The following is a 19181-nucleotide window of genomic DNA, read 5'->3' as shown; positions in this document are numbered from 1 at the left end:
GGCCGGTGGGGGTCAGTGGGTGAAGTCAAGGAAGACCGTCTCCTTCTCCCCCTGGAGGTGGATGTCGAAGCGGTGGACGCGAGGGCTCTCCGCGTGGGCCAGCAATGTCGCTCGGCGCGGTGTCGGCAGCCCGTCGAGCAGGGTGTCGGTGGCGGGTTCGGCCAGGTAGGCGCGGGTGTACAGGTGGTGCATCAGCCCCCGGGCGAACACGCACACCGCCAGGTAGGGCGCGCTCGCCGGCGGGCGCAGGGTGTGCACGCTCCAGTGGCCGTCCGCGTCGGTGGGCACCCGCGCGAAGCCCGTGAAGCGCACTCCGTCGCGACCCAGGAACCCGCCGGTGACCGGGTCGCGACGCAGCGATCCGGGGTGGCCGGCCAGCGAGCCGTCCGGAGCCGCCTGCCAGAACTCCAGGAGCGCGTCGGGTATCGGCTGCCCGGCCCCGTCGCGTACGACGCCGTGCACGGTCAGCGCGTCGGGGTGGTCCCGGGGCGCGGGGTGCGCGCCGTCGGTGAAGGGCAGGGCGTAGCCGTAGAAGGGGCCGACGGTCTGTGAGGGGGTGGGGCGCGGCATCAGGAGCCCTCCTCGGGGTCGGGCAGGGTGGCGGCCGGGCCGTCGAGGACGATGTCCCAGTGGTAGCCCAGCGACCACTCGGGCACCGAGAGCGCGTGCTCGTACGCGGCGACCAGGCGCTGGCGCGCGGCCGGGTCGGTGACCGACTGGAGGATCGGGTCGTAGGGGAAGAGCGGGTCGCCGGGGAAGTACATCTGGGTCACCAGGCGCTGGGTGAAGGCCGTGCCGAACAGCGAGAAGTGGATGTGCGCCGGCCGCCAGGCGTTGTCGTGGTTGCGCCAGGGGTAGGCGCCGGGCTTGATCGTGGTGAAACGGTAGCGGCCCTGGTCGTCCGTCAGGCACCGGCCCACGCCCGTGAAGTGCGGGTCCAGCGGCGCCGGGTGCTGGTCGCGCTGGTGGGCGTACCGGCCCGACGCGTTGGCCTGCCAGATCTCCACCAGTTGGCCGCGCACCGCACGGCCCGCCCGGTCGGTGACCCGGCCGCTGACGGTGATCCGCTCGCCCAGCGGTTCGCCCGGATGCTGGCGGGTCAGGTCGGCGTCGGTGTCGGTGATGTCGGTGACGCCGAAGACGGGACCGCGGAGCTCGGCCGCCTCCGGGTCGCCCACGCCGACCAGCGGGTGGTGGGGGTGGCGCAGCACGCTGCTGCGGTAGGGGGCGAAGTCGCGCGGAGGGTGGTCGGGCGGGGCCGCGCCGGCGGCCACGGCGCGGTTCCCTCGCGCGTGGAGTGCCGTGATCTCCGCGCTGATGTCGTGTTGCGTCGTGGGGCCCGGGGGAGGCTGCGGGGCTCGGGGCGCGGGGGCGCTGTTCGTGCGCTGGGGCGGCAGGGATGCGGGGGACACGTGGAATCACCTCTCCAGGACGAGGGCCAGGCCCTGACCGACGCCGATACACAGGGTGGCCAGGCCGGTTCCGGAGCCCGCGGCGGCGAGCTGGTGGGCGACGGCCCCGGCCAGGCGCGCCCCCGAGGCGCCGAGCGGGTGCCCGAGGGCCAGGGCGCCCCCGCGTGGGTTGACCACGGCCGGGTCCAGGTCGGGCCAGTGGCCCAGGCAGGCCAACGCCTGTGCGGCGAACGCCTCGTTGAGCTCGACGGTACGCAGGTCGGTCAGGTCGCGGCCCGCCTTGCGCAGGGCGCGCTCCACGGCCGGGACCGGGCCGGTGCCGAAGTACTGCGGCTCCACACCGGTGACGGCCGAGGCGGCGACGCGGGCCAGCGGTGGGCGGCCGGTGGCGCGCAGCCCCGCCTCGTCGGTGAGCAGCAGGGCGGCGGCGCCGTCGTTGAGCGGCGAGGAGTTGCCGGCGGTCACGGTGCCGTCCGGGCGGAAGACGGGGCGCAGCGTGGCCAGCGCCGCCGCGTTGGTGTCCGGCCGTACCGTCTCGTCGCGGTCGAGTGCGACGCCCGCCACCGGCACGACCTCCGGCGCGTACTGCCCCGCCTCCCAGGCCCGGGCCGCCTTCTGGTGGCTGGCCAACGCGAACGCGTCCTGGGTCGCGCGGTCGATGCCGTGACGGTCGGCGAGGAGCTCGGCGCCCTCGCCGAGCGGCACCGTCCACTCGGTGGGCATGCGGGGGTTGACCATCCGCCAGCCCAGCGTCGTGGAGTGCAGCTCCTGGTGTCCGGTGGGGAAGGCCCGGTCGGACTTGGGCAGCACCCAGGGGGCGCGGCTCATCGACTCGACGCCGCCGGCCACCGCGATCGAGGCGTCGCCGACGGCCACGGCGCGGGCCGCCTGGATGACGGCCTCCATGCCGGAGCCGCACAGTCGGTTGACCGTGGTCCCCGGCACCGTGACCGGCAGGCCGGCCAGCAGCACGGCCATGCGGGCCACGTCCCGGTTCTCCTCGCCGGCGCCGTTGGCGTTGCCGAAGAACACGTCGTCGACGCGGGCCGGGTCCAGGTCGGGGAAGCGGTCGAGCAGGGCACGCAGGACCGTGGCGGCCAGGTCGTCGGGGCGCACCCCGGACAGGGCGCCGCCGTACTTGCCGATCGGGGTGCGTACGGCGTCGACGACGTAGACATCGCGCAGACCGTCAGTCATGTCAGCTCCAGGTGCGAGCGGCCGGCCGGCGGGCGCCGGCGCGGGGTTCGGCGGGCGGCGTGGCGGGCCCGGGGGCGGTCACGGGGTGGGGGCGGGGACGCGGACGGGTGCGGCGGTGTGCCGCCGGATCTCCGCCACGCTCACCTGTGGCGCGGTCTCGACCAGGACCAGGCCGGTGGGACTCACGTCGAGCACGCCGAGGTCGGTGATGATCCGGTGGACGCACCCGGCGCCGGTCAGCGGCAGGGTGCAGCGTTCGACGATCTTGGGTGAGCCGTCCTTGGCGACGTGATCGGTGAGGGCGATCACCCGGCGGGCGCCGTGCACCAGGTCCATCGCGCCGCCCATGCCCTTGACCAGCTTGCCCGGCACCGACCAGTTGGCCAGGTCACCGGCGGCCGAGACCTGCATGGCACCCAGCACGGCCACGTCGATGTGCCCGCCACGGATCATGCCGAAGGAGAGCGCGGAGTCGAAGAACGCGGCACCCGGCAGGGCGGTGACCGTCTCCTTGCCCGCGTTGATCAGGTCCGGGTCCACGTCCTGGGGCGCGGGGTAGGGGCCCACGCCCAGGATGCCGTTCTCCGAGTGGATCACGACGTCGACGCCGGGCGGCAACAGGCCGGGAATGAGCGTGGGCAGCCCGATCCCGAGGTTGACGTACGCCCCGTCGGTCAGTTCGGCGGCGGCTCGCGCCGCCATCTGTTCGCGCGTCCAGGCCATGACCTCACACCGTCCCTTGCCGCGCCGGCGCGCTGGTCGTACGCCGCTCGATGTCCTTGGCCGCCGCCTGCTCGGGCGTCAGCTCCACCACCCGCTGGACGAACACGCCGGGTACGTGGACCGCGTCCGGGTCCAGCGTGCCGGGCTCGACCAGCTCCTCCACCTCGGCGATGGTGATCCGACCGGCCATCGCCGCCAGCGGGTTGAAGTTACGGGCCGCGCGGTGGAAGACCAGGTTGCCGTGCCGGTCCCCGCGGGCCGCCCGCACCAGCGCGAAGTCCGTCGTGATGCCGCGCTCCAGCACGTAGGCGCCGCCGTCGAAGGCGCGGACCTCCTTGGCCGGCGAGACCACGGCCACCTCGCGGGCGCCGGGGTCGGCCGCGTCCGCGTCGGCCGGCGGCGCGTACCGCCAGGGCAGGCCGCCGTCGGCGACCTGGGTGCCGACACCGGCCGGCGTGTAGAAGGCGGGGATGCCACAGCCGCCGGCCCGCAGCCGCTCCGCGAGCGTGCCCTGGGGCACCAGCTCCACCTCCAGCTCGCCGCTGAGGTACTGACGCGCGAACTCCCGGTTGTCGCCGATGTAGGAACCGGTGACCCGGGCGATGCGCCCGGCCGCGAGCAGGACGCCCAACCCGCCGCCGTCCACCCCGCAGTTGTTGGAGACCACGCTCAGACCCCGGACGCCGCGCGCGTGCACCGCGTCGATCAGGACGTTGGGCACACCGCTGAGCCCGAAGCCGCCCACCGCCAGCGAGGCGTTGTCCGTGAGGTCCGCGACCGCGTCGGCGGCGGTCGCCCTGACTTTGTCCATGCAGGGGTTTCCCTCTCCCGAGCTGGCGCGGCGACCAGAAGCGCCGAAGCGGGTCTCCGACCTCGCCAGCGTTCGCCAGATGAACTAAAGTTCATTGATGTGGCGCCAGTTTGCGCCGCCCCGCCACGCCTGTCAACGCCCCACCGCCCCCGACCCGACCGAACGCGGCTACGCTCCGCTACCGCACCCGCCCCGCCGCGCCCAGCCCTCCCGGGCCCGCGCGACCGCCGAGAGATCCACCCGGAGAACCCGATGCCAGCCCAGCGCCCCACCGGCCCGACCGACCCCGCCCCACCAGCCGAGGCGGTCGGCCCGCTGCTGCGCGGCATCGCCGTCCTGCGGGCCCTCAGCGAGGCGGACGGCAGGCTGAGCCTGGGCGAACTGGTCCGCACCACCGGGTACGCCCGCTCCACCGTCGACCGGGTGGTCGCCACCCTGGCCCGCATGCACTACCTGCGCCGGGACCAGTACGCGGCCGAACTCGCCCCGCGCCTGATGGAACTGGGCAACGCCTACCTGGCCGCCCTCGCGCTGCCCGGCCCACTGGGTCCGCTGGCCGAGCACCTGGCCGACGAGCTCGACGAGTCGGTCTCCCTGGCCGTCCCCGACGCCGACGGCATCCGCTTCGTCCACCAGACCACCCGCCGCCGCGCCATGTCGCTCACCTTCCGCATCGGCGACCTGCTGCCCGTCGAACGCACCGCCCCCGGGCCGCTGTTCGCCGCCACCTGGTCCGCCGAGCGCTGGGCCCAGTGGCGCGCGCGGCGGTCGGCGGACCAGGACGGCACCGAGTACGCCGCCGTGCTGCCGCCCGCGCCCCGGTCGGGCGACACCGGCGGGCACCCGACGTTCGAGGAGCGCGCCGCCGCCGCCGACCGCGACGGCTGGGCCGCCGACGACCAGCTCATCGAGCCCGGCCTGATCGCGCTCGGCCTGCTCGTCCGCGCCCCGGACGGCCAGCCCGCCTGCGCGCTGAGCGTGGTCAGCCACACCAGCCGGCACAGCGCCACCTCGCTCCGTCAGGCGGTGCTGCCCCGGGCCCGCCGCACCGCCAGGGCCATGGAGGACGCCCTGCGCCGCGCCCCCCAGCCGCCGCCCGCACCACCCGCCGGGCTCGCCGACTGGACCCACGCCTCCAAGCGGGAACTGGGCGCCGAGTTCGTGGAGTCCCTGGCCCGCGGCCTGACCGTCATCACCGCCTTCGACCAGGGCCGGGACCAGCTGACCCTGGCCGACATCGCGCGCGCCACCGGCCTGCCGCGCGCCACCGCCCGGCGCGCGCTGATCACCCTGGAACACCTGGGCTACGCCACCGCGCAGGCCGGCGGATTCCGCCTGACCCCGCGCGTGCTGGCCCTGGGCTACCCGCCGCTCTCCCGCACCACGCTGGCCGACATCGCCGCGCCGCACCTGGGAGCCCTGGTCCAGCGCGTGCGCGACTCGGCCTCGCTGGCCGTGCTCGACGGCGACGACATCCGCTACACGGCGCGGGTGGCCACCTCCCGCGTCATGAGCGTCAACATCACACCGGGCACCCGACTGCCCGCCTACGCCACGTCCATGGGGCGCGTCCTGCTCGCCGACCTGCCGGCCGCCGACCACCCCACTCGGCTGGCCCGCGCCCGACCCCGGGCCCTGACCCCGCACACCCGCACCGACCAGGAGGACCTGGCCGCCTGCCTTGAGCGGGCGCGGCACGAGGGGTACGCCCTGGTGGACGAGGAGTTGGAGGAGGGGCTGCGCTCGCTGGCCGTGCCGGTGCGCGACCGGGCCGGGCGGGCGGTGGCCGCGGTCAACGTGGCCATGCACACCAGCAGCCGCACCCTGGCGGCCTGCCGCGCGGAGGTCCTGCCCGCGCTGCGCGAGACGGCCCGCGCGATCGAGGCCGACCTGCACGTGGCCCAGCGGTTCGTCCGCGTCCCGACCCTGTGAACCCGCCCGCCCGAACCCGACTCCCGCTCCCGCCCGAGGCGGCCGGGGCCGGGCGGGCCTCGCGAGATCCGGAGCGGGGCGCGGGGGCGACACGGCGCCCGGGGCGTGGCGCGCACGACGACCGGGCGGCCCCCCTGCCGGTGAGGAGGGCCGCCCGGTGTGGGGACGCGCGGCTCAGATCGGATAGACGGCCTCGTCGGCGCGCACGGTGATCCACCGTGTCTCGGTGAACGCCTCGATGCTGGCGGTGCCGCCGAAGCGGACGCCGGTGCCGGAGATGCCCACGCCACCCATCGGGGCGGGCGCCTCGTCGTTGATGGTCTGGTCGTTGATGTGGACCAGACCGACCGGGACGCGCTCGGCCAGCTCCAACCCCCGCATCACGTCGCGGGTCAGGACGCTCAGCGCCAGCCCGTACGGGTTGGCGGTCACCTGGGCCACCGCCTCGTCCAGGTCGGAGAACGCGCGGATCGGGGCGACCGGGCCGAAGACCTCCTCGGCGTAGGCGGGGGTGGACTCGCTGACCCCGGTGAGGACCGTGGGCCGGTAGAACAGGTCCTCGTGGGTGCCGCCGGCGGCCAGCCGGGCGCCGTCGCGCACGCTCGCGCTCACCAGCGCGTGCACCTTGTCGCGCTGGGCGGCGTCGATGATCGGCCCGAGCGCCACCTCGCCCTTGGCCGGGTCACCGACGGCCAGCGCGTCCGCCTTGGCCGCCAGGCGCTCGGCGTACTCCTCGGCGATCGACTCGTGCACCAGGTGGCGCCCGGTGGTCATGCAGATCTGCCCCTGGTGGAAGTACGAGCCCCAGGCCGCGGTGGACACCGCGCGCTCCAGGTCGGCGTCGGGCAGCACGATCATCGCGGAGTTGCCGCCGAGCTCCAGGTGCACCCGCTTGAGGTGCTCGGCCGCGCTCGCCCCGACCCTGCGGCCGGCCGCCGTGGACCCGGTGAAGGAGACGATCTGCGTGTGCGGGTCCACGACCAGCGCGTGTCCCGCCTCCGCACCGCCGGGCACCAGCGCCAGGACGCCCTCGGGCAGCCCGGCCTCCTCGAAGATCCGCATCAGCACCACGCCCCCGCACACCGCCGTACGCGGGTCGGGCTTGAGCACCACGGCGTTGCCCAGCGCCAGCGCGGGCGCCACCGAGCGCATGGACAGCACCAGCGGCGCGTTGAACGGCGCGATGACACCGACCACGCCGGCCGGGACGCGGCGCACCATGCTCAACCGGGGCTCGGCCGAGGGCAGCAGCTCGCCGAACGGGCGGGAGACCATGGCGGCTGCCTCGTAGCACTCCTGGGCCGCCAGGTTGGTCTCGAACGCGGCCTTGGCCGGCACGCAGCCCGCCTCGCGGATGAGCCAGTAGTGGATCTCCTCGATGTGCTGGTTGATCAGGTCGCCCGCCCGGCGCAGCACCGCGGCCCGCTCGGTGTAGGGCGTCGCGGCCCACCCTCGCTGTGCGGCGGCGGCCCGCTCGGAGGCGCGCGCGATGTCGGTGGGGTCCGCGGAGCCGACGTGCTCCAGGGTCTCGCCGGTGGCCGGCTCGACGACGGCGCTCCGACCGCCGGCGGCCACGGTCCAGCCGCCGATGCCGATCTTGCCGGACCAGTGGGACGGATCGAGTAGGGACATCACAACCTCCTGGGGAGACAGGTGGACAGGAATGAGGGCGCGGCCCCGGTCACGGCTGGAAGGCCGCCTCCGGCTCGACGACGACCTCAAGGACGAGCGGTTCGGTGCGCGTGGTGAACGTGTCGGCCAGCGACGTCAGCTCGCCGACCAACTCCTCGTAGCGGGTGATCCGGCGCGCCGGGCACCCCAGCGACTCGGCCAGCGAGCGCACGCTGACCTCCTCGAACGCGGGCCAGGGCGCCTTGCCCCCGTGCTTGTCGGCGAGCCGGTCCATGACCGCGTACCGGCCGTTGGCCAGCACGATGAACACGGCGCCGACCTCGTAGTGCACGGCCGTCCACAGCGCCTGGATCTGGTAAAGCGAGGAGCCGTCGCCGACGACGGCCACCACCGGGCGCCGGGGCGCGGCCATCCGGATGCCGATGGCCGCCGGCAGCGCGAAGCCCAACCCGCCCATGGCCGCGCTGACGAAGTCGAGCGGTTTCCGCGCGGGCACCAGGGCGTGCAGGTCGGGACGGCTGGACGGCGTCTCCTCGACCAGGACCGCGTCGGCGGGCAGCCGCTGGGCCAGCGCCGCCAGGACGTGCGTGGCACGCAACGCCTCGCCCGGCGACGGCGGCTTCGGCATCGCGGCCCGGGCGGGGATCACCGGCGCCCCCCCGCGCGCGGGAACCCGCGCCGCCAACGCCGCGCAGAACGCGGGCAGCGGCGCCAGCACCGCCAGATCCACCGGCGCGCGCTGGGCCTCCTCCGCGTCGTCGGTCAGCAGCGCCAGCCGAGTGGTGGCCGGGGCCAACGGGCCCTCGGCGTAACCGTACTGGCGCAGCACCGGAGCGCCCACGGCCAGCACCAGGTCGTAGGGGGCCAGGGTCGCGCGCAGCCGGGCGCGGTCCCCGGGCAGATGCCCGGCGAACAGCCGGTGGTCCTGCGGGAAGCCGGCCCGCGCGCCGAACGACTCCTGCCACACCGGGCAGTTCAGCCGCTCGGCCAGCGCCGTGAGCCCGGCCCAGCCCGCCTCGGTGTCGGCGGCGGAGCCGGCCACCAGGGCGGGGGAGTGGGCGCCGGCCAGCAGGTCGGCCAGGTGCGCGACGACCTCCGGATCGGCCCCCGTGGCCTCCCGCAGCGTGGCCGGCGCGGGCACGGGCAGATCGTCGGCCGGCTCGGCCCAGTCGTTCATCGGCACGATGACCAGCGCCGGGCCCCGCCGCAGCCGGGCGGCGTGCGCGGCCCGACCGATCGCACCGGGGACGTCCTGCGCCCGGATCGGGGTCTCCACGCGCACCGGGTAGTCGCCGCACAGCCCCTCCAACCGGCCGGCCAGGAACGGCTCCTGCGCCAGATGCCGCCGGTCCTGCTGACCGACGAGCACCACCAGCGGCGCGCGGTTGACCCGCGCGGTGGCCAGCGCCCCCACGGCGTTGCCGAGCCCGGCCGTGGTGTGCAGCAGGACCAGCGCGGGCTCCTCGCGGGTGATGGCCCACCCGGTGGCGGCGCCGACCACCGAACCCTCGTGCAGGGCCAGGACGAAGGTGAGGTCCTCGGGGAGGTCGGCGAGCAGGGCCACCTCGGTGGAGCCGGGGTTGGCGAACAGGGTCGTCATGCCGTGGTGACGCAGGACGTCGAAGGCGGCGTCGCGGACGGTGCGCATCGTGTGGTTCCTTCGTTCTGTGAGGGTGGTTCCCGGGCGTGGTCGGGGGAGATCCGGTACCCGGGCGAGCCGCCCGCCGGGGCGGGGCGGCAGGTTGGCGCGATGGGGGGCTCAGCCGGGACTCGCACGTTGGGAGCGGACGCCGGCCAGCAGACAGAAGCCGACGACGACGATCCCCGCGTCCAGCCACACGGCCGCCGACCAGCTCCCGGTGGAGTCGCGCAGCACGCCGCCGATGGCCGGCGAGAGCACGGCGCCCGTCTCGCCGATGAGGTTTTGCATGCCGAACGCGGAGCCGCGCAGTTCCGGCGGGGCCAGGTCGGCGGTGAGCGCGTGGCCCACCGGCTGCAGGGCGTTGAAGAAGAGACTGGCGGTGAACAGCAGCACACCCATCACCCACAGCGAGGGCCGCTCGACGGCGCTCAGGTACCAGGCGAATGCGACGGTGAGCACGGCCTGGATACCGGTGAAGGTGAGCATGATCGACTTCCGGCCCCAGCCGCGCCGTACGCCGTGGTCGGACAGCCAGCCGCCGGCGGGGAACCCGAGGATGCCGGCGCCCGCGTTGAAGCCGGCGGTCAGCGCGGCGCTCGCGAACGAGGAGTGCGCGGCGCCCGCGACGATCGACACCGACCAGAAGCTGAAGAACCACAGGTTCCACAGGATCGCGATGTTGGCCAGATAGATGAGGAACAGGTCCCGGTTCCTGAGCACCGGGCCGAGTTCCTCACCCTTGCGGGTCAGCGCGAACAGCACCAGCCCCGCGGCCAGCACGACCTCCAGGACGGCGATCCACAGGTCGGAGAGGCCGGCCCGGTCCCCGATCAGATAGACGGCCATGATCAGCGTCAGGGAGACCAGCGCGTACGCGCCCAGGTGCGCGGTCGCCCGGCACACGGTGCGCCAACGCAGATGCGCGCGGAAGTACCAGGTGGTGACGGAGCCGACGAGCAGGGTCGCGACGCCCAGAATCCAGAACGCCATCCGCCACGCGTCGACCTCGGGCAGGAACGCCTTGCCCACGTCGATGAAGTGCGGCGTGCCGACGATGGCGATGGTGATGCCGAAGGCGAGCCCGGTGATCACCACTCCCATGCCCAGGCTGCGGTCCCGCTCCGGGGTGGCGGCGGTGATCAGGGTGCGGTCGTTGGAGTAGAACGCGCCCTCGCCGAGCCCGGTCACCACGCGGACCACGATGAACGCGGTCAGCCCACCCAGGAACCCGGTCAGGATGGTGGCGACGCCGGCCCACAGCAGGCTCACCACGATGAGTGTGCGGTGCCCGTACCGGTCGCCGAGATAGCCGCCGGGAAACTGGGTGAGCATGTAACCCGCGAAGAACAGACCACCGATGAGCCCGCCCAGGGCGTGCGGGTTGTCGGCGTCGGCGAGGAAACCCACCCCGTTGTCGATCATCCAGGAGACCACGGGTCCGGTGACGGCACGGTCGGCGGCGCTGACCGTCCACCCCAGCAGCAACAGAAACCACAGGGTGTGCCAGGGGCGCAGCCGCCTCGGCCGCCCCTCCGCGACCGGTTCGACCCCCTGGTTCGCCACCGGGCCCGGGGCCGGCGCGTCATCCGGTACAGCCTTCATCGGATCTCCTTGCTCGGGGGCGGACCGCGGCCGGCGGCGTGCCACCGGGGAGGTGCAGGGACGTGCCGCCGCGCTGACGCGCGCGGGCGGTGCCCGCCAGGGCCGGCGAACGTGGGGCTCCGTGCCCCGCGCGCCGCTCCACACGGCGTCCGCGCACCCGCCGGCGGCGTCGACCGCTTGCGCGGGGGCCAGGAGCCTCAATCTAGGCACGTGATCTATATAGCGGAACGGCTGAAGGGTGTTGTTCTGCTATGTGGAACTCTTGCTCTCGGGAAGTGCGCCCGAGGTGCGCGTGGGCCGCTGACGCTGTGCCCCTCGCCCACCCCTGCCCCGCTCGGGCGGCGGCCGAACGTCCGCATCAAGCCCACCCACGCCCCTCGGCGGGGCGCGTGAACGCGCAGGTGAAGCGGCATGTCGCGGTGCACGCCGCCCCCGACGGCGGCCACGCGCCCGGCATCGCCATCTGCCCGACCACGGCGGTACGCGCACCGTGGGAGCCGCCGGGAGTGGCGTCGCCGGACCCCGTGCGCGCCAGCGCCGCCACCCCGGCCGGAGCGGAATGCCGCTGACCGCCGGGGCCGCCGTGTGCTGGGGCGGCCGCGCGAGGTCGGCCGCCGTGTCCGGGAACGGCACTCGATCTCCGTCCGTACTGGATATGGTGAGTATCACTGTCTATTGTGGATAGCGAAGCTAGCTATATAGCGGGTCGACGCCGCGCACCCCACCCCGGGAACGCCTTCCGACCCACAGCGGCCCGCGCGGCATGTGGGCGACAGCCGACCACCACCCCGCCGCACTCCGCACCGACGCACGCCCACCCCACCGTGCGAGCGAGCGCCCCCGCACCCTCCGCCGGCGCGGCCACCGAGGCCGTGACCCCGAGGAGATGAAGCCGATGTTCACCTGGATCGCCCGCCTCGCCCTGCGGCACGCCCGGCGCGTGCTGACCGTCGCCGCCGTGGCCGTGGCCGCCCTGGGCGTCGTCGGCGCGGGAGCCTTCGGCGCGCTGCGGGGCGGCGGCTTCGAGGACCCGGGCGCCGACTCCACCCGCGCCCAGCGCCTCGTGGACGAACGCTTCGGAGGCGACACCAACCTGGTGTTCCTCGTCCAACCGACCCACCAACCCCCGACCCACCAACCCCCGACCCACCAACCCCCGACCCACCAACCCCCGCCGGCCCAGGCGCCGCGTGACCGGGGCGACGTGGCCGAGGTCGCCGGCGCCGCGCGGGCCCGCGCCCTGGCCGACGGGCTGCGCCACGAGGCGGGCGTCACCCAGGTCCGCTCGGCCCAGGACGCCGGCGGCGCGGCGCTCACCTCCCAGGACGGACGTCGGACGCTGGTCGTCGCCCATGTGCGCGGCTCCGAGGACGAACGCGGCGACCGGGCGCGCGAACTGGTCGACACCTACGCCCGGGACGGGGGCGGCGTCACCGTCACCGCCGGCGGGGACGCCGCCGCCGGCAACGACATCACCGGACAGGTCGGCCGGGACCTCGCGCGGGCGGAGGCCATCGCCATCCCGCTGACCCTCCTGCTGCTCGTCCTCGCCTTCGGCAGCCTGGTGGCGGCGGCGCTGCCGCTCGTCGTGGGGCTGGTCGCGATCGTCGGCACCTTCGCCGCGCTCTCCGTCCTCGGTCAACTCACCGACGTGTCCGTCTTCGCCGTCAACCTGACCACCGCCCTGGGCCTGGGTCTGGGCATCGACTACGCCCTGCTCCTGGTCAGCCGGTTCCGCGCGGAACTGGCGCGCGGCGCGCCCCTCGCGCGGGCGCTGCGCGTCACGGTGCGTACGGCGGGGCGCACCATCGTCTTCTCCGCGGCCACCGTCGTCGCGGCCCTGGCGGCCCTGCTCGTCTTCCCGCCGTTCTTCCTGCGCTCCTTCGCCTACGCGGGCATCGGCGTGGTGGTCATGGCGGCGCTCAGCGCCCTCTTCGTCATCCCGCCGCTGCTGGTCGTGCTGGGCCACCGCGTGAACAGGGGCCGGGTGCCCCTCGTCTCCAGCGCGCGCGGGGCGGACGCCCCCTGGTGGGGGCGGCTGGCCGGCGCCGTCATGCGCCGCCCCGCGCTGACCGCCCTCCCCGTCCTCGCGCTCCTGTTGGGCGCGGCGAGCCCGCTGCTGGGCGTCTCGTTCGGCACCCCGGACGAGCGGGCCCTGCCGCCGAACGCGCCGAGCCGCCAGGTGGCCACCCAGGTGCAGCGCGACTTTCCGGCCGGCGACGGCGACGCCCTCCAGGTCATCGCGACCGGCCGGGCTACCGACGGCGCCGTGCGCGCGTACGCCGAACGCCTCGCCCACCTGGACGGCGTCGCCCGCGTGGACACCAGCGCCGGCCCCTTCCCCACCGGCCAGCGCCCGGACCCGGCGGCCACGGCGTCGGCCCTGGCCCGCCCGGACGCCCAGCGCCTGATCGTGCGGGGCGAGGCCGCGCCCGCCTCGCCAGCCGCGCGGGACCTGGTGCACGCCGTGCGCGCGGTGGAGCCACCACCCCACACCCGCGTGCTGGTCGGCGGCGAGGACGCGCGGTCCGTCGACACCCTGCACGCCGTCGGCTCCCGACTGCCGGTGGCGCTCGCGCTCGTCTGCGGCACGACGTTCGTGTTGTTGTTCCTGTTCACCGGCAGCGTGGTCCAGCCGCTGCGCGCCCTGGTCCTCAACGCGCTCAGCCTCTCGGCGGCGCTGGGGGCGATGGCCTGGATCTTCGCCGAGGGGCACGCGTCCGCCCTGCTGGGCTTCACCGCCCAACCGCTGGACCTGTCCATGTCCGTCCTCCTGCTGTGTGTGGCCTTCGGACTCTCCATGGACTACGAGGTCTTCGTGACGAGCCGGATGAAGGAGGCGCGCGACGCGGGGGCCACCGGGCGACGCGTGGTCACCGACGGCCTGGCCAGAACCGGGCGCATCGTGACGATGGCCGCCGGCCTCCTCTCGGTCAGCCTCTTCGCCTTCGGCACCAGCCGCATCAGCTTCCTGATGATGTTCGGCCTGGGGAGCGGCCTGGCGATCGTCATCGACGCACTGCTGGTGCGCGGCATCCTGCTGCCCGCCGCGCTGCGCGTCCTGGGCCGCACCGCGTGGTACGCGCCCGCCGCGCTGCGCCGGCTCCACACCCGCCTGGGGCTCGCCCACCCCGCCACCCGGCCCACCCCGGGCCCGCCCCAGGCCTCCCGTCCCGTCGCCGGCGCCCACCTCGCCACGGCCACGCCGCGCGACAGGGCGCGCGGCGACGGTTGAGCGGCGCGCCACGGCGCCGGAGCCGAGCGCCGTCGCCCCGCCCCGGGCGGCCCGTGACGACCACCGCGGGCGCGAGAACTTCCCCCTGGCGGAACACGAGTGAGTAGGCTTTCCGTTATGCAGAACTCGATGGAAGACGACGTCTACGGCGCGAGCTCCGTGGCCAACGCCCTGCGCACGCTGGTCTACCTCGGCGGTCGGGACGCGGTGCGGGTGACGGACGTGAGCGAACACCTCGGCGTGGCACGCTCGACCGCGCACCGTCTGCTGTCCACGCTGCGCGGCCACGGCTTCGTCGAACAGGTCCCCGACGGCCGGCAGTACCGCCTGGGGCCCGCACTGCTCGGTCTGGCCCACGGCCGGGTCGCGGTGGAGTCCCGCAGACGCATCGGCACCGGGGAACTGGTCCGCCTCGCCCGCCCGCACCTCAAGCGGCTGCGCGACACGGCAGCCGAGACCAGCAACCTGCTCCAACTCGACGGCCCCGACGCGGTGTTCCTCGACGGCGTGGAGGGCCCGCACCCGCTGCGCGTCGCCCCGCGCACCGGCGACCGGCTGCCCGCCTACACCACCGCCGGCGGCAAGGCGCAGCTCGCCGAACTGCCCTGGGAGGCGGTCCGTATGACCTACCCCCAGGGTCTGGAGCGCCTCACCCCGACGACGGTGGCCGACCTGGCGGCGCTGGAGGGGGACCTCGCCGCGTGTCGGCGCCGGGGCTACGCCCTCAACATCGACGAGAGCGTGACCGACGTGCACGGCATCGGCGTGGGCGTACGCGACCGCGAGGGAGTGTGTGTGGCCGCCGTGACGATCTCCGCCCCCAGCACCCGGCTGGGTGTCGCCCGCGCCGCCGCCATCGCCCCCCTGCTGCACACGGCCGCTGACGCGATCAGCGCCGAACTCTAGGCCCCACCCCGGCGCACCGTCACCCCCGCCCCGCGCGGGGCCCACGGATGGCGGTGCGGTCAATGCGCCGGGCCGACCCGACAGCGGCGCAGGATGGCCAGGGTGACGCGGGGCGGTGCCGCGCGGGCCGGCCGTCACGGGCCGGGCCGACCGCGTACGGCGAGGGCGACCGAGGAGAAGAGGCACGATGGGCGAGACCGGAAGCCACCCACACGAACAGGACGCCCCGGACCGGGACGGCAACAGCACGTACGGCCGCAAGCCCTTCCGGCGCTCACGCAGTCACTTCACCGACCGGGTGACCGCCGACGGCGCGGACGGCTGGCCCGTCGAGGCCGGCCGCTACCGGCTGGTCGTCAGCCGCGCCTGCCCGTGGGCCAGCCGCGCGGTGATCGCCCGCCGGCTGCTCGGCCTGGAGGACGCCCTGTCCCTGGCGATCGCCGACCCGATCCAGGACGACCGCAGTTGGCGCTTCACCCTCGACCCCGACGGGCGCGACCCCGTGCTCGGCATCCGCTTCCTGAGCCAGGCGTACGACGCGCGCGAGCGGGACTACCCGGGCGGGGTGAGCGTGCCCGCGGTGGTCGACGTGCCCAGCGGTCGCCTGGTGACCAACGACTACCAACAGCTCACCCTCGACCTGGCCACCGAGTGGCGGGCCCTGCACCGGCCCGGCGCCCCCGACCTCTACCCCCGCGCCCTGCGGGCGGAGATGGACGCGCTCATGGCCACCATCGGCCGCGACCTCAACAACGGCGTCTACCAGGCGGGCTTCGCCACCGGACAGGAGGAGTACGAACGCGCCTGCCGGGCACTGTTCGCACGCTGGCAGCACGTGTCGCGGCGGCTGACCGAGCACCGGTACCTGATGGGCGAGACCATCACCGAGGCCGACATCCGACTCTTCACCACCCTGGTGCGCTTCGACGTCGTCTACCACGGCCACTTCAAGTGCAACCGGTGGAAACTCGCCGAGGACCCGGTGCTCTGGGCGTACGCCCGCGACCTGTTCCAGACACCCGGCTTCGGCGACACCGTGGACTTCGACCACATCAAGCGCCACTACTACCAGGTACACACCGGCATCAACCCCACCCGCGTCGTCGCCCTGGGCCCCGACCTCGCCGACTGGCTGACCCCGCACCACCGCGAACGCCTGGGCGGCCGGCCCTTCGGCGACGGCACACCCCCCGGCCCGGTCCCCGAAGGTGAGGAGGTCAGCGCCCCGGGCCGCCCCTGAACACCCACCCGCGCGCCACCCACCAGACCCGTGCCACCACTCCATCCACACCACCCACACCAGCCGGGCCTCTCCGCCCAGGGCCCGACCACCTCCCCTCGGGCCAGGCCCACGGGCAGCCCCGCGCGACGGGAACCCGGGCGTGTACGAACCCGGCGCACGCCACCTCCCGCGCCCGCGTGCCACGCCGGCCAGCGGGCGCGTCGGTGGCCCGCGACACACGGGGAATCGGTCATGTTCGCCGGGCCGTCCCGGCGGCTCCACCGGCCCCGCCATGAGCGGACAGCGCGGCTCCGACGCTGGTGACGGGCGCGCCCGCGTACCCGAGGCGTCCCGCGCGGGCCCCGGCGGGGCGGGGCCGGACTCCGAGCCCGGCCGGCCGAGCGCGCGACGGCGCCGCAGACAACCGCCGGCCCGGCTGGCACGCTGACCGTGGGACCGAGGCACCGCCGGGCGCGGCCCGCGACCACCGGTTCACGCGCGACACGTCTCCTCGCCGTCGCCCCGCACGCCACCCAGGCCCCGGCCCGTTCCGCACCCGCCCCGGGCGCCCGCTCCGCCGGCGCCCCTCGCACACACCACCACCATCAGCCTCCTCGTGTTGAAGGGACCCGTGACGGCCATGGCCGACGACGCCACACCCCGGACGGACACCACCCCCGCCCCGACCCCCGCCACCCCGGCAGCGGGCCCCGGCCCGGACACACCCACCCTGGCCGAGGCCCCCGAGGCCACCCCCGCCGCGTCCGGCCCGCCCGCCCGGTCCGGCACCGGCCCATCGCCCGAGGAAGTCGGCGCGATGTACGACGAGTTCGGCGACATGCTGGCCATGACGCTCGGCGGCGCCGCCGTACACGTGGGCCTGTTCGTCCCGCACAACACACCCAACCGGGCTCCCACGCTCGTGGACGTGGCCGACCTCGCGCAGGAACGACAGACCGACTTCCTCATCGACACCCTGGACGCCCAAGGCGCCACCCGCCTGCTCGACATCGGCTGCGGCACCGGCGGGCCGGCCCTGCGCCTGGCCCAGCGCACCGGCGCGCGCGTCACCGCGGTGACCGTCAGCCGCCAACAACTCGCCCAGGCCCAGGAGCGCGCGAGCACCCAGGGCCTCGCCGAGCAGGTCACCTTCGAGCACGGCGACGCCATGAACCTCGCCTACGCGGACGCCTCCTTCGACGCCGCCTGGTCCATCGACTGCTTCGCCCACCTCACCGACCGCCCGGCCGGCCTGCGCGAGGCCCGGCGGGTCCTGCGCCCGGGCGGGCACTTCCTGCTCACCGAGTTCTCCCGCCGTGGCACACCCCCCGCCGAGGACGAGGCCGCCTTCACCCGCCTGTGGGCCAGCCCGCCCCCGACGCCGTTCGCCACCCTGCTCGCCGAGGTGGGGGAGGCCGGCTACGAGATCCTGACCGTACGGGACATGACGCCGAACATGGTGCTCGGCGGCGAGGTGATGGCCCACCTCTACCAGGACCGGCACGCCGAGATCGAGGAGCGGTACGGCAAGGAGGCGATGGCGTACACGGACGCGCTGATCGGCCCCTACCGCCGCTTCTGTCGCGACTATCTGGAGTACCACGTGCTGGTGCTGCGCGTCCCCGGGGACTGAGGCCCGGCGACGCCCGGGGCGGCGGGTCCGCGCCCGCGGGGCCCGGGCGGTGGCGGGGCCGGCGGGCGGGGACCGTGGATCACTACCCTGGGCGGGTCTACCACTGCCCACCACGGTGAATGAGGCCAGCGCTGATGGACCACCAGCTCTACGACTACCGTCCCATCGTCGAACGCGAGCCGATCCACTGGCCGGCCGGTGCCCGCATCGCCTTCTACGTCGGGCTCAACGTCGAGCACTACCCCATCGACCGCCCCGGCCTCAGCCTCGCCCACAGCACCTCCGGCCTCACTCCCGACCCGCTGAACCACGGCTGGCGCGACTACGGCCCCCGGGTGGGCATCTGGCGCATGATGGACTGCCTCGACCACCTGGGCCTGCGCGCCAGCGTGATGCTCAACTCCGACGTGTGCGCGCGGTACCCGCAGATCATCGAGGCGGGGCGGGCCCGCGACTGGACCTGGGTGGCCCACGGCAGGAACAACTCCCTCTACCAGGCCGACATGGAGCCCGCCGTGGAGCTGGCCCACACCCGCGAGATCGTCGACACCATCGAGCGGGCCACCGGCCACCGGCCGCGCGGTTGGCTGGGTCCGGCGCTGACCGAGACCTTCCACACCCCCGCCGTGCTGGCCGAGTTGGGGCTGCACTACGTACTGGACTGGGCCAATGACGACCAGCCGTACTGGCTGAACGTGCCGGGCATGATGAGCGTCCCCTACCCCATCGAGGTCAACGACATCACCCTGTTCGTCGGCAGGAACCTCAGCGGTCCGGAGTTCGTGCGGATCGTGCGGGACCAGTTGGACCAGCTCTACGCCGAGTCGGCGGACAGCGGGCGGGTGATGTCGCTGGCCCTGCACCCCTTCGTCATCAACCAACCCTTCCGACACAAGTACGTGGCCCAGGCGTTGGAGTACGTCGCCCGCCACCCGGGGGTCTGGCTCACCACCACCGACGAGATCGCCGCCCACTACGCGCGGTACCACGCACCCGACAGGCCCTGAGCCGCCCGTCGCCCGCTGGGTGCCGCGCGGGCCACGGGGCCGCGCCGGGCAGCCGACCGGCCCGGCCGCGTGGTGCGCGGCCGGGCCGGGATTCCGCTCGGGGCGGGGGCCCCCCCCGCCGGGGGGGTGGGCCCCCCGCGGGGGCCCCCCCAGCCCCGGGGCGGGGCCCGCCCCCCGGCCCGGGGGGGGGCCAAACACCCCCCCCCGGAACAACCCCCCTGTAGCAT

At 75.0% G+C, this 19181-nt stretch carries 14 protein-coding genes; 6 read left to right on the top strand and 8 right to left on the bottom strand.

Going from position 1 to position 19181, the window contains the following annotated elements; genetic code table 11:
• Positions 1–12: 12 nt before the first annotated feature.
• The 5 genes from pcaG to ACFVFR_RS29205 all read right to left on the bottom strand — a co-directional run bounded on the left by pcaG (position 13) and on the right by ACFVFR_RS29205 (position 4143).
• On the bottom strand, positions 13–570 hold the full coding sequence (pcaG, locus tag ACFVFR_RS29225; protein ID WP_383707120.1) for a protocatechuate 3,4-dioxygenase subunit alpha: 558 nt from the start codon (positions 568–570) through the stop codon (positions 13–15).
• Positions 570–1319, bottom strand: coding sequence for a protocatechuate 3,4-dioxygenase subunit beta (gene pcaH, locus ACFVFR_RS29220; RefSeq protein WP_383707162.1), 750 nt, complete (start codon positions 1317–1319; stop codon positions 570–572). The genes pcaG and pcaH overlap by 1 nt, the downstream gene beginning before the upstream one ends.
• A 99-nt stretch (positions 1320–1418) precedes the next feature.
• Positions 1419–2609, bottom strand: coding sequence for a thiolase family protein (locus ACFVFR_RS29215; protein ID WP_383707118.1), 1191 nt, complete (start codon positions 2607–2609; stop codon positions 1419–1421).
• A gap of 78 nt (positions 2610–2687) precedes the next feature.
• Positions 2688–3332, bottom strand: a complete 645-nt coding sequence (locus tag ACFVFR_RS29210) for a CoA transferase subunit B (protein ID WP_383707116.1) — start codon at positions 3330–3332, stop codon at positions 2688–2690.
• 4 nt (positions 3333–3336) lie between these two features.
• On the bottom strand, positions 3337–4143 hold the full coding sequence (locus ACFVFR_RS29205; RefSeq protein WP_383707114.1) for a CoA transferase subunit A: 807 nt from the start codon (positions 4141–4143) through the stop codon (positions 3337–3339).
• A gap of 252 nt (positions 4144–4395) precedes the next feature.
• Between ACFVFR_RS29205 and ACFVFR_RS29200 the strand changes: the two genes are divergently transcribed.
• Positions 4396–6075 carry an IclR family transcriptional regulator C-terminal domain-containing protein gene (locus ACFVFR_RS29200; protein ID WP_383707112.1) on the top strand — a complete coding sequence of 560 codons (1680 nt, stop codon included), beginning with the start codon at positions 4396–4398 and terminating at the stop codon, positions 6073–6075.
• 174 nt (positions 6076–6249) lie between these two features.
• Here ACFVFR_RS29200 and ACFVFR_RS29195 read toward each other — a convergent pair whose 3' ends face one another.
• From ACFVFR_RS29195 to ACFVFR_RS29185, 3 genes are all read right to left on the bottom strand, one after another.
• A complete protein-coding gene (locus ACFVFR_RS29195) occupies positions 6250–7707 on the bottom strand; it encodes a benzaldehyde dehydrogenase (protein ID WP_383707110.1) in 1458 nt (485 codons plus the stop codon).
• A 49-nt stretch (positions 7708–7756) separates the two neighbouring features.
• Positions 7757–9355 carry a thiamine pyrophosphate-dependent enzyme gene (locus tag ACFVFR_RS29190; protein ID WP_383707108.1) on the bottom strand — a complete coding sequence of 533 codons (1599 nt, stop codon included), beginning with the start codon at positions 9353–9355 and terminating at the stop codon, positions 7757–7759.
• Positions 9356–9466: 111 nt separating this feature from the next.
• Entirely contained in the window at positions 9467–10951 is a 1485-nt protein-coding gene (locus ACFVFR_RS29185) for an MFS transporter (RefSeq protein WP_383707106.1), read from the bottom strand.
• Positions 10952–11846: 895 nt separating this feature from the next.
• Between ACFVFR_RS29185 and ACFVFR_RS29180 the strand changes: the two genes are divergently transcribed.
• The 5 genes from ACFVFR_RS29180 (at position 11847) to ACFVFR_RS29160 (ending at position 18954) form a co-directional block, all read left to right on the top strand.
• Positions 11847–14186, top strand: a complete 2340-nt coding sequence (locus ACFVFR_RS29180; RefSeq protein ID WP_383707104.1) for an MMPL family transporter — start codon at positions 11847–11849, stop codon at positions 14184–14186.
• A 117-nt stretch (positions 14187–14303) separates the two neighbouring features.
• Positions 14304–15092 (top strand): IclR family transcriptional regulator, encoded by a 789-nt coding sequence (locus ACFVFR_RS29175; protein ID WP_383707102.1) that lies wholly within the window; start codon positions 14304–14306, stop codon positions 15090–15092.
• A gap of 187 nt (positions 15093–15279) precedes the next feature.
• Complete coding sequence (locus tag ACFVFR_RS29170) at positions 15280–16332, top strand: glutathione S-transferase family protein (RefSeq protein WP_383707100.1); 1053 nt, start codon at positions 15280–15282, stop codon at positions 16330–16332.
• A 598-nt stretch (positions 16333–16930) separates the two neighbouring features.
• Entirely contained in the window at positions 16931–17947 is a 1017-nt protein-coding gene (locus ACFVFR_RS29165) for an SAM-dependent methyltransferase (RefSeq protein WP_383707098.1), read from the top strand.
• Between the two features lie 134 nt (positions 17948–18081).
• Positions 18082–18954 (top strand): polysaccharide deacetylase family protein, encoded by an 873-nt coding sequence (locus ACFVFR_RS29160; RefSeq protein ID WP_383707096.1) that lies wholly within the window; start codon positions 18082–18084, stop codon positions 18952–18954.
• The last annotated feature ends 227 nt before the right edge of the window (positions 18955–19181 follow it).

Source organism: Streptomyces sp. NPDC057702, from assembly GCF_042799315.1.
Taxonomy (GTDB): domain Bacteria; phylum Actinomycetota; class Actinomycetes; order Streptomycetales; family Streptomycetaceae; genus Streptomyces.
Note: the sequence above shows the minus strand (reverse complement) of the source record. Positions and strands in the feature narration are given on the sequence as shown.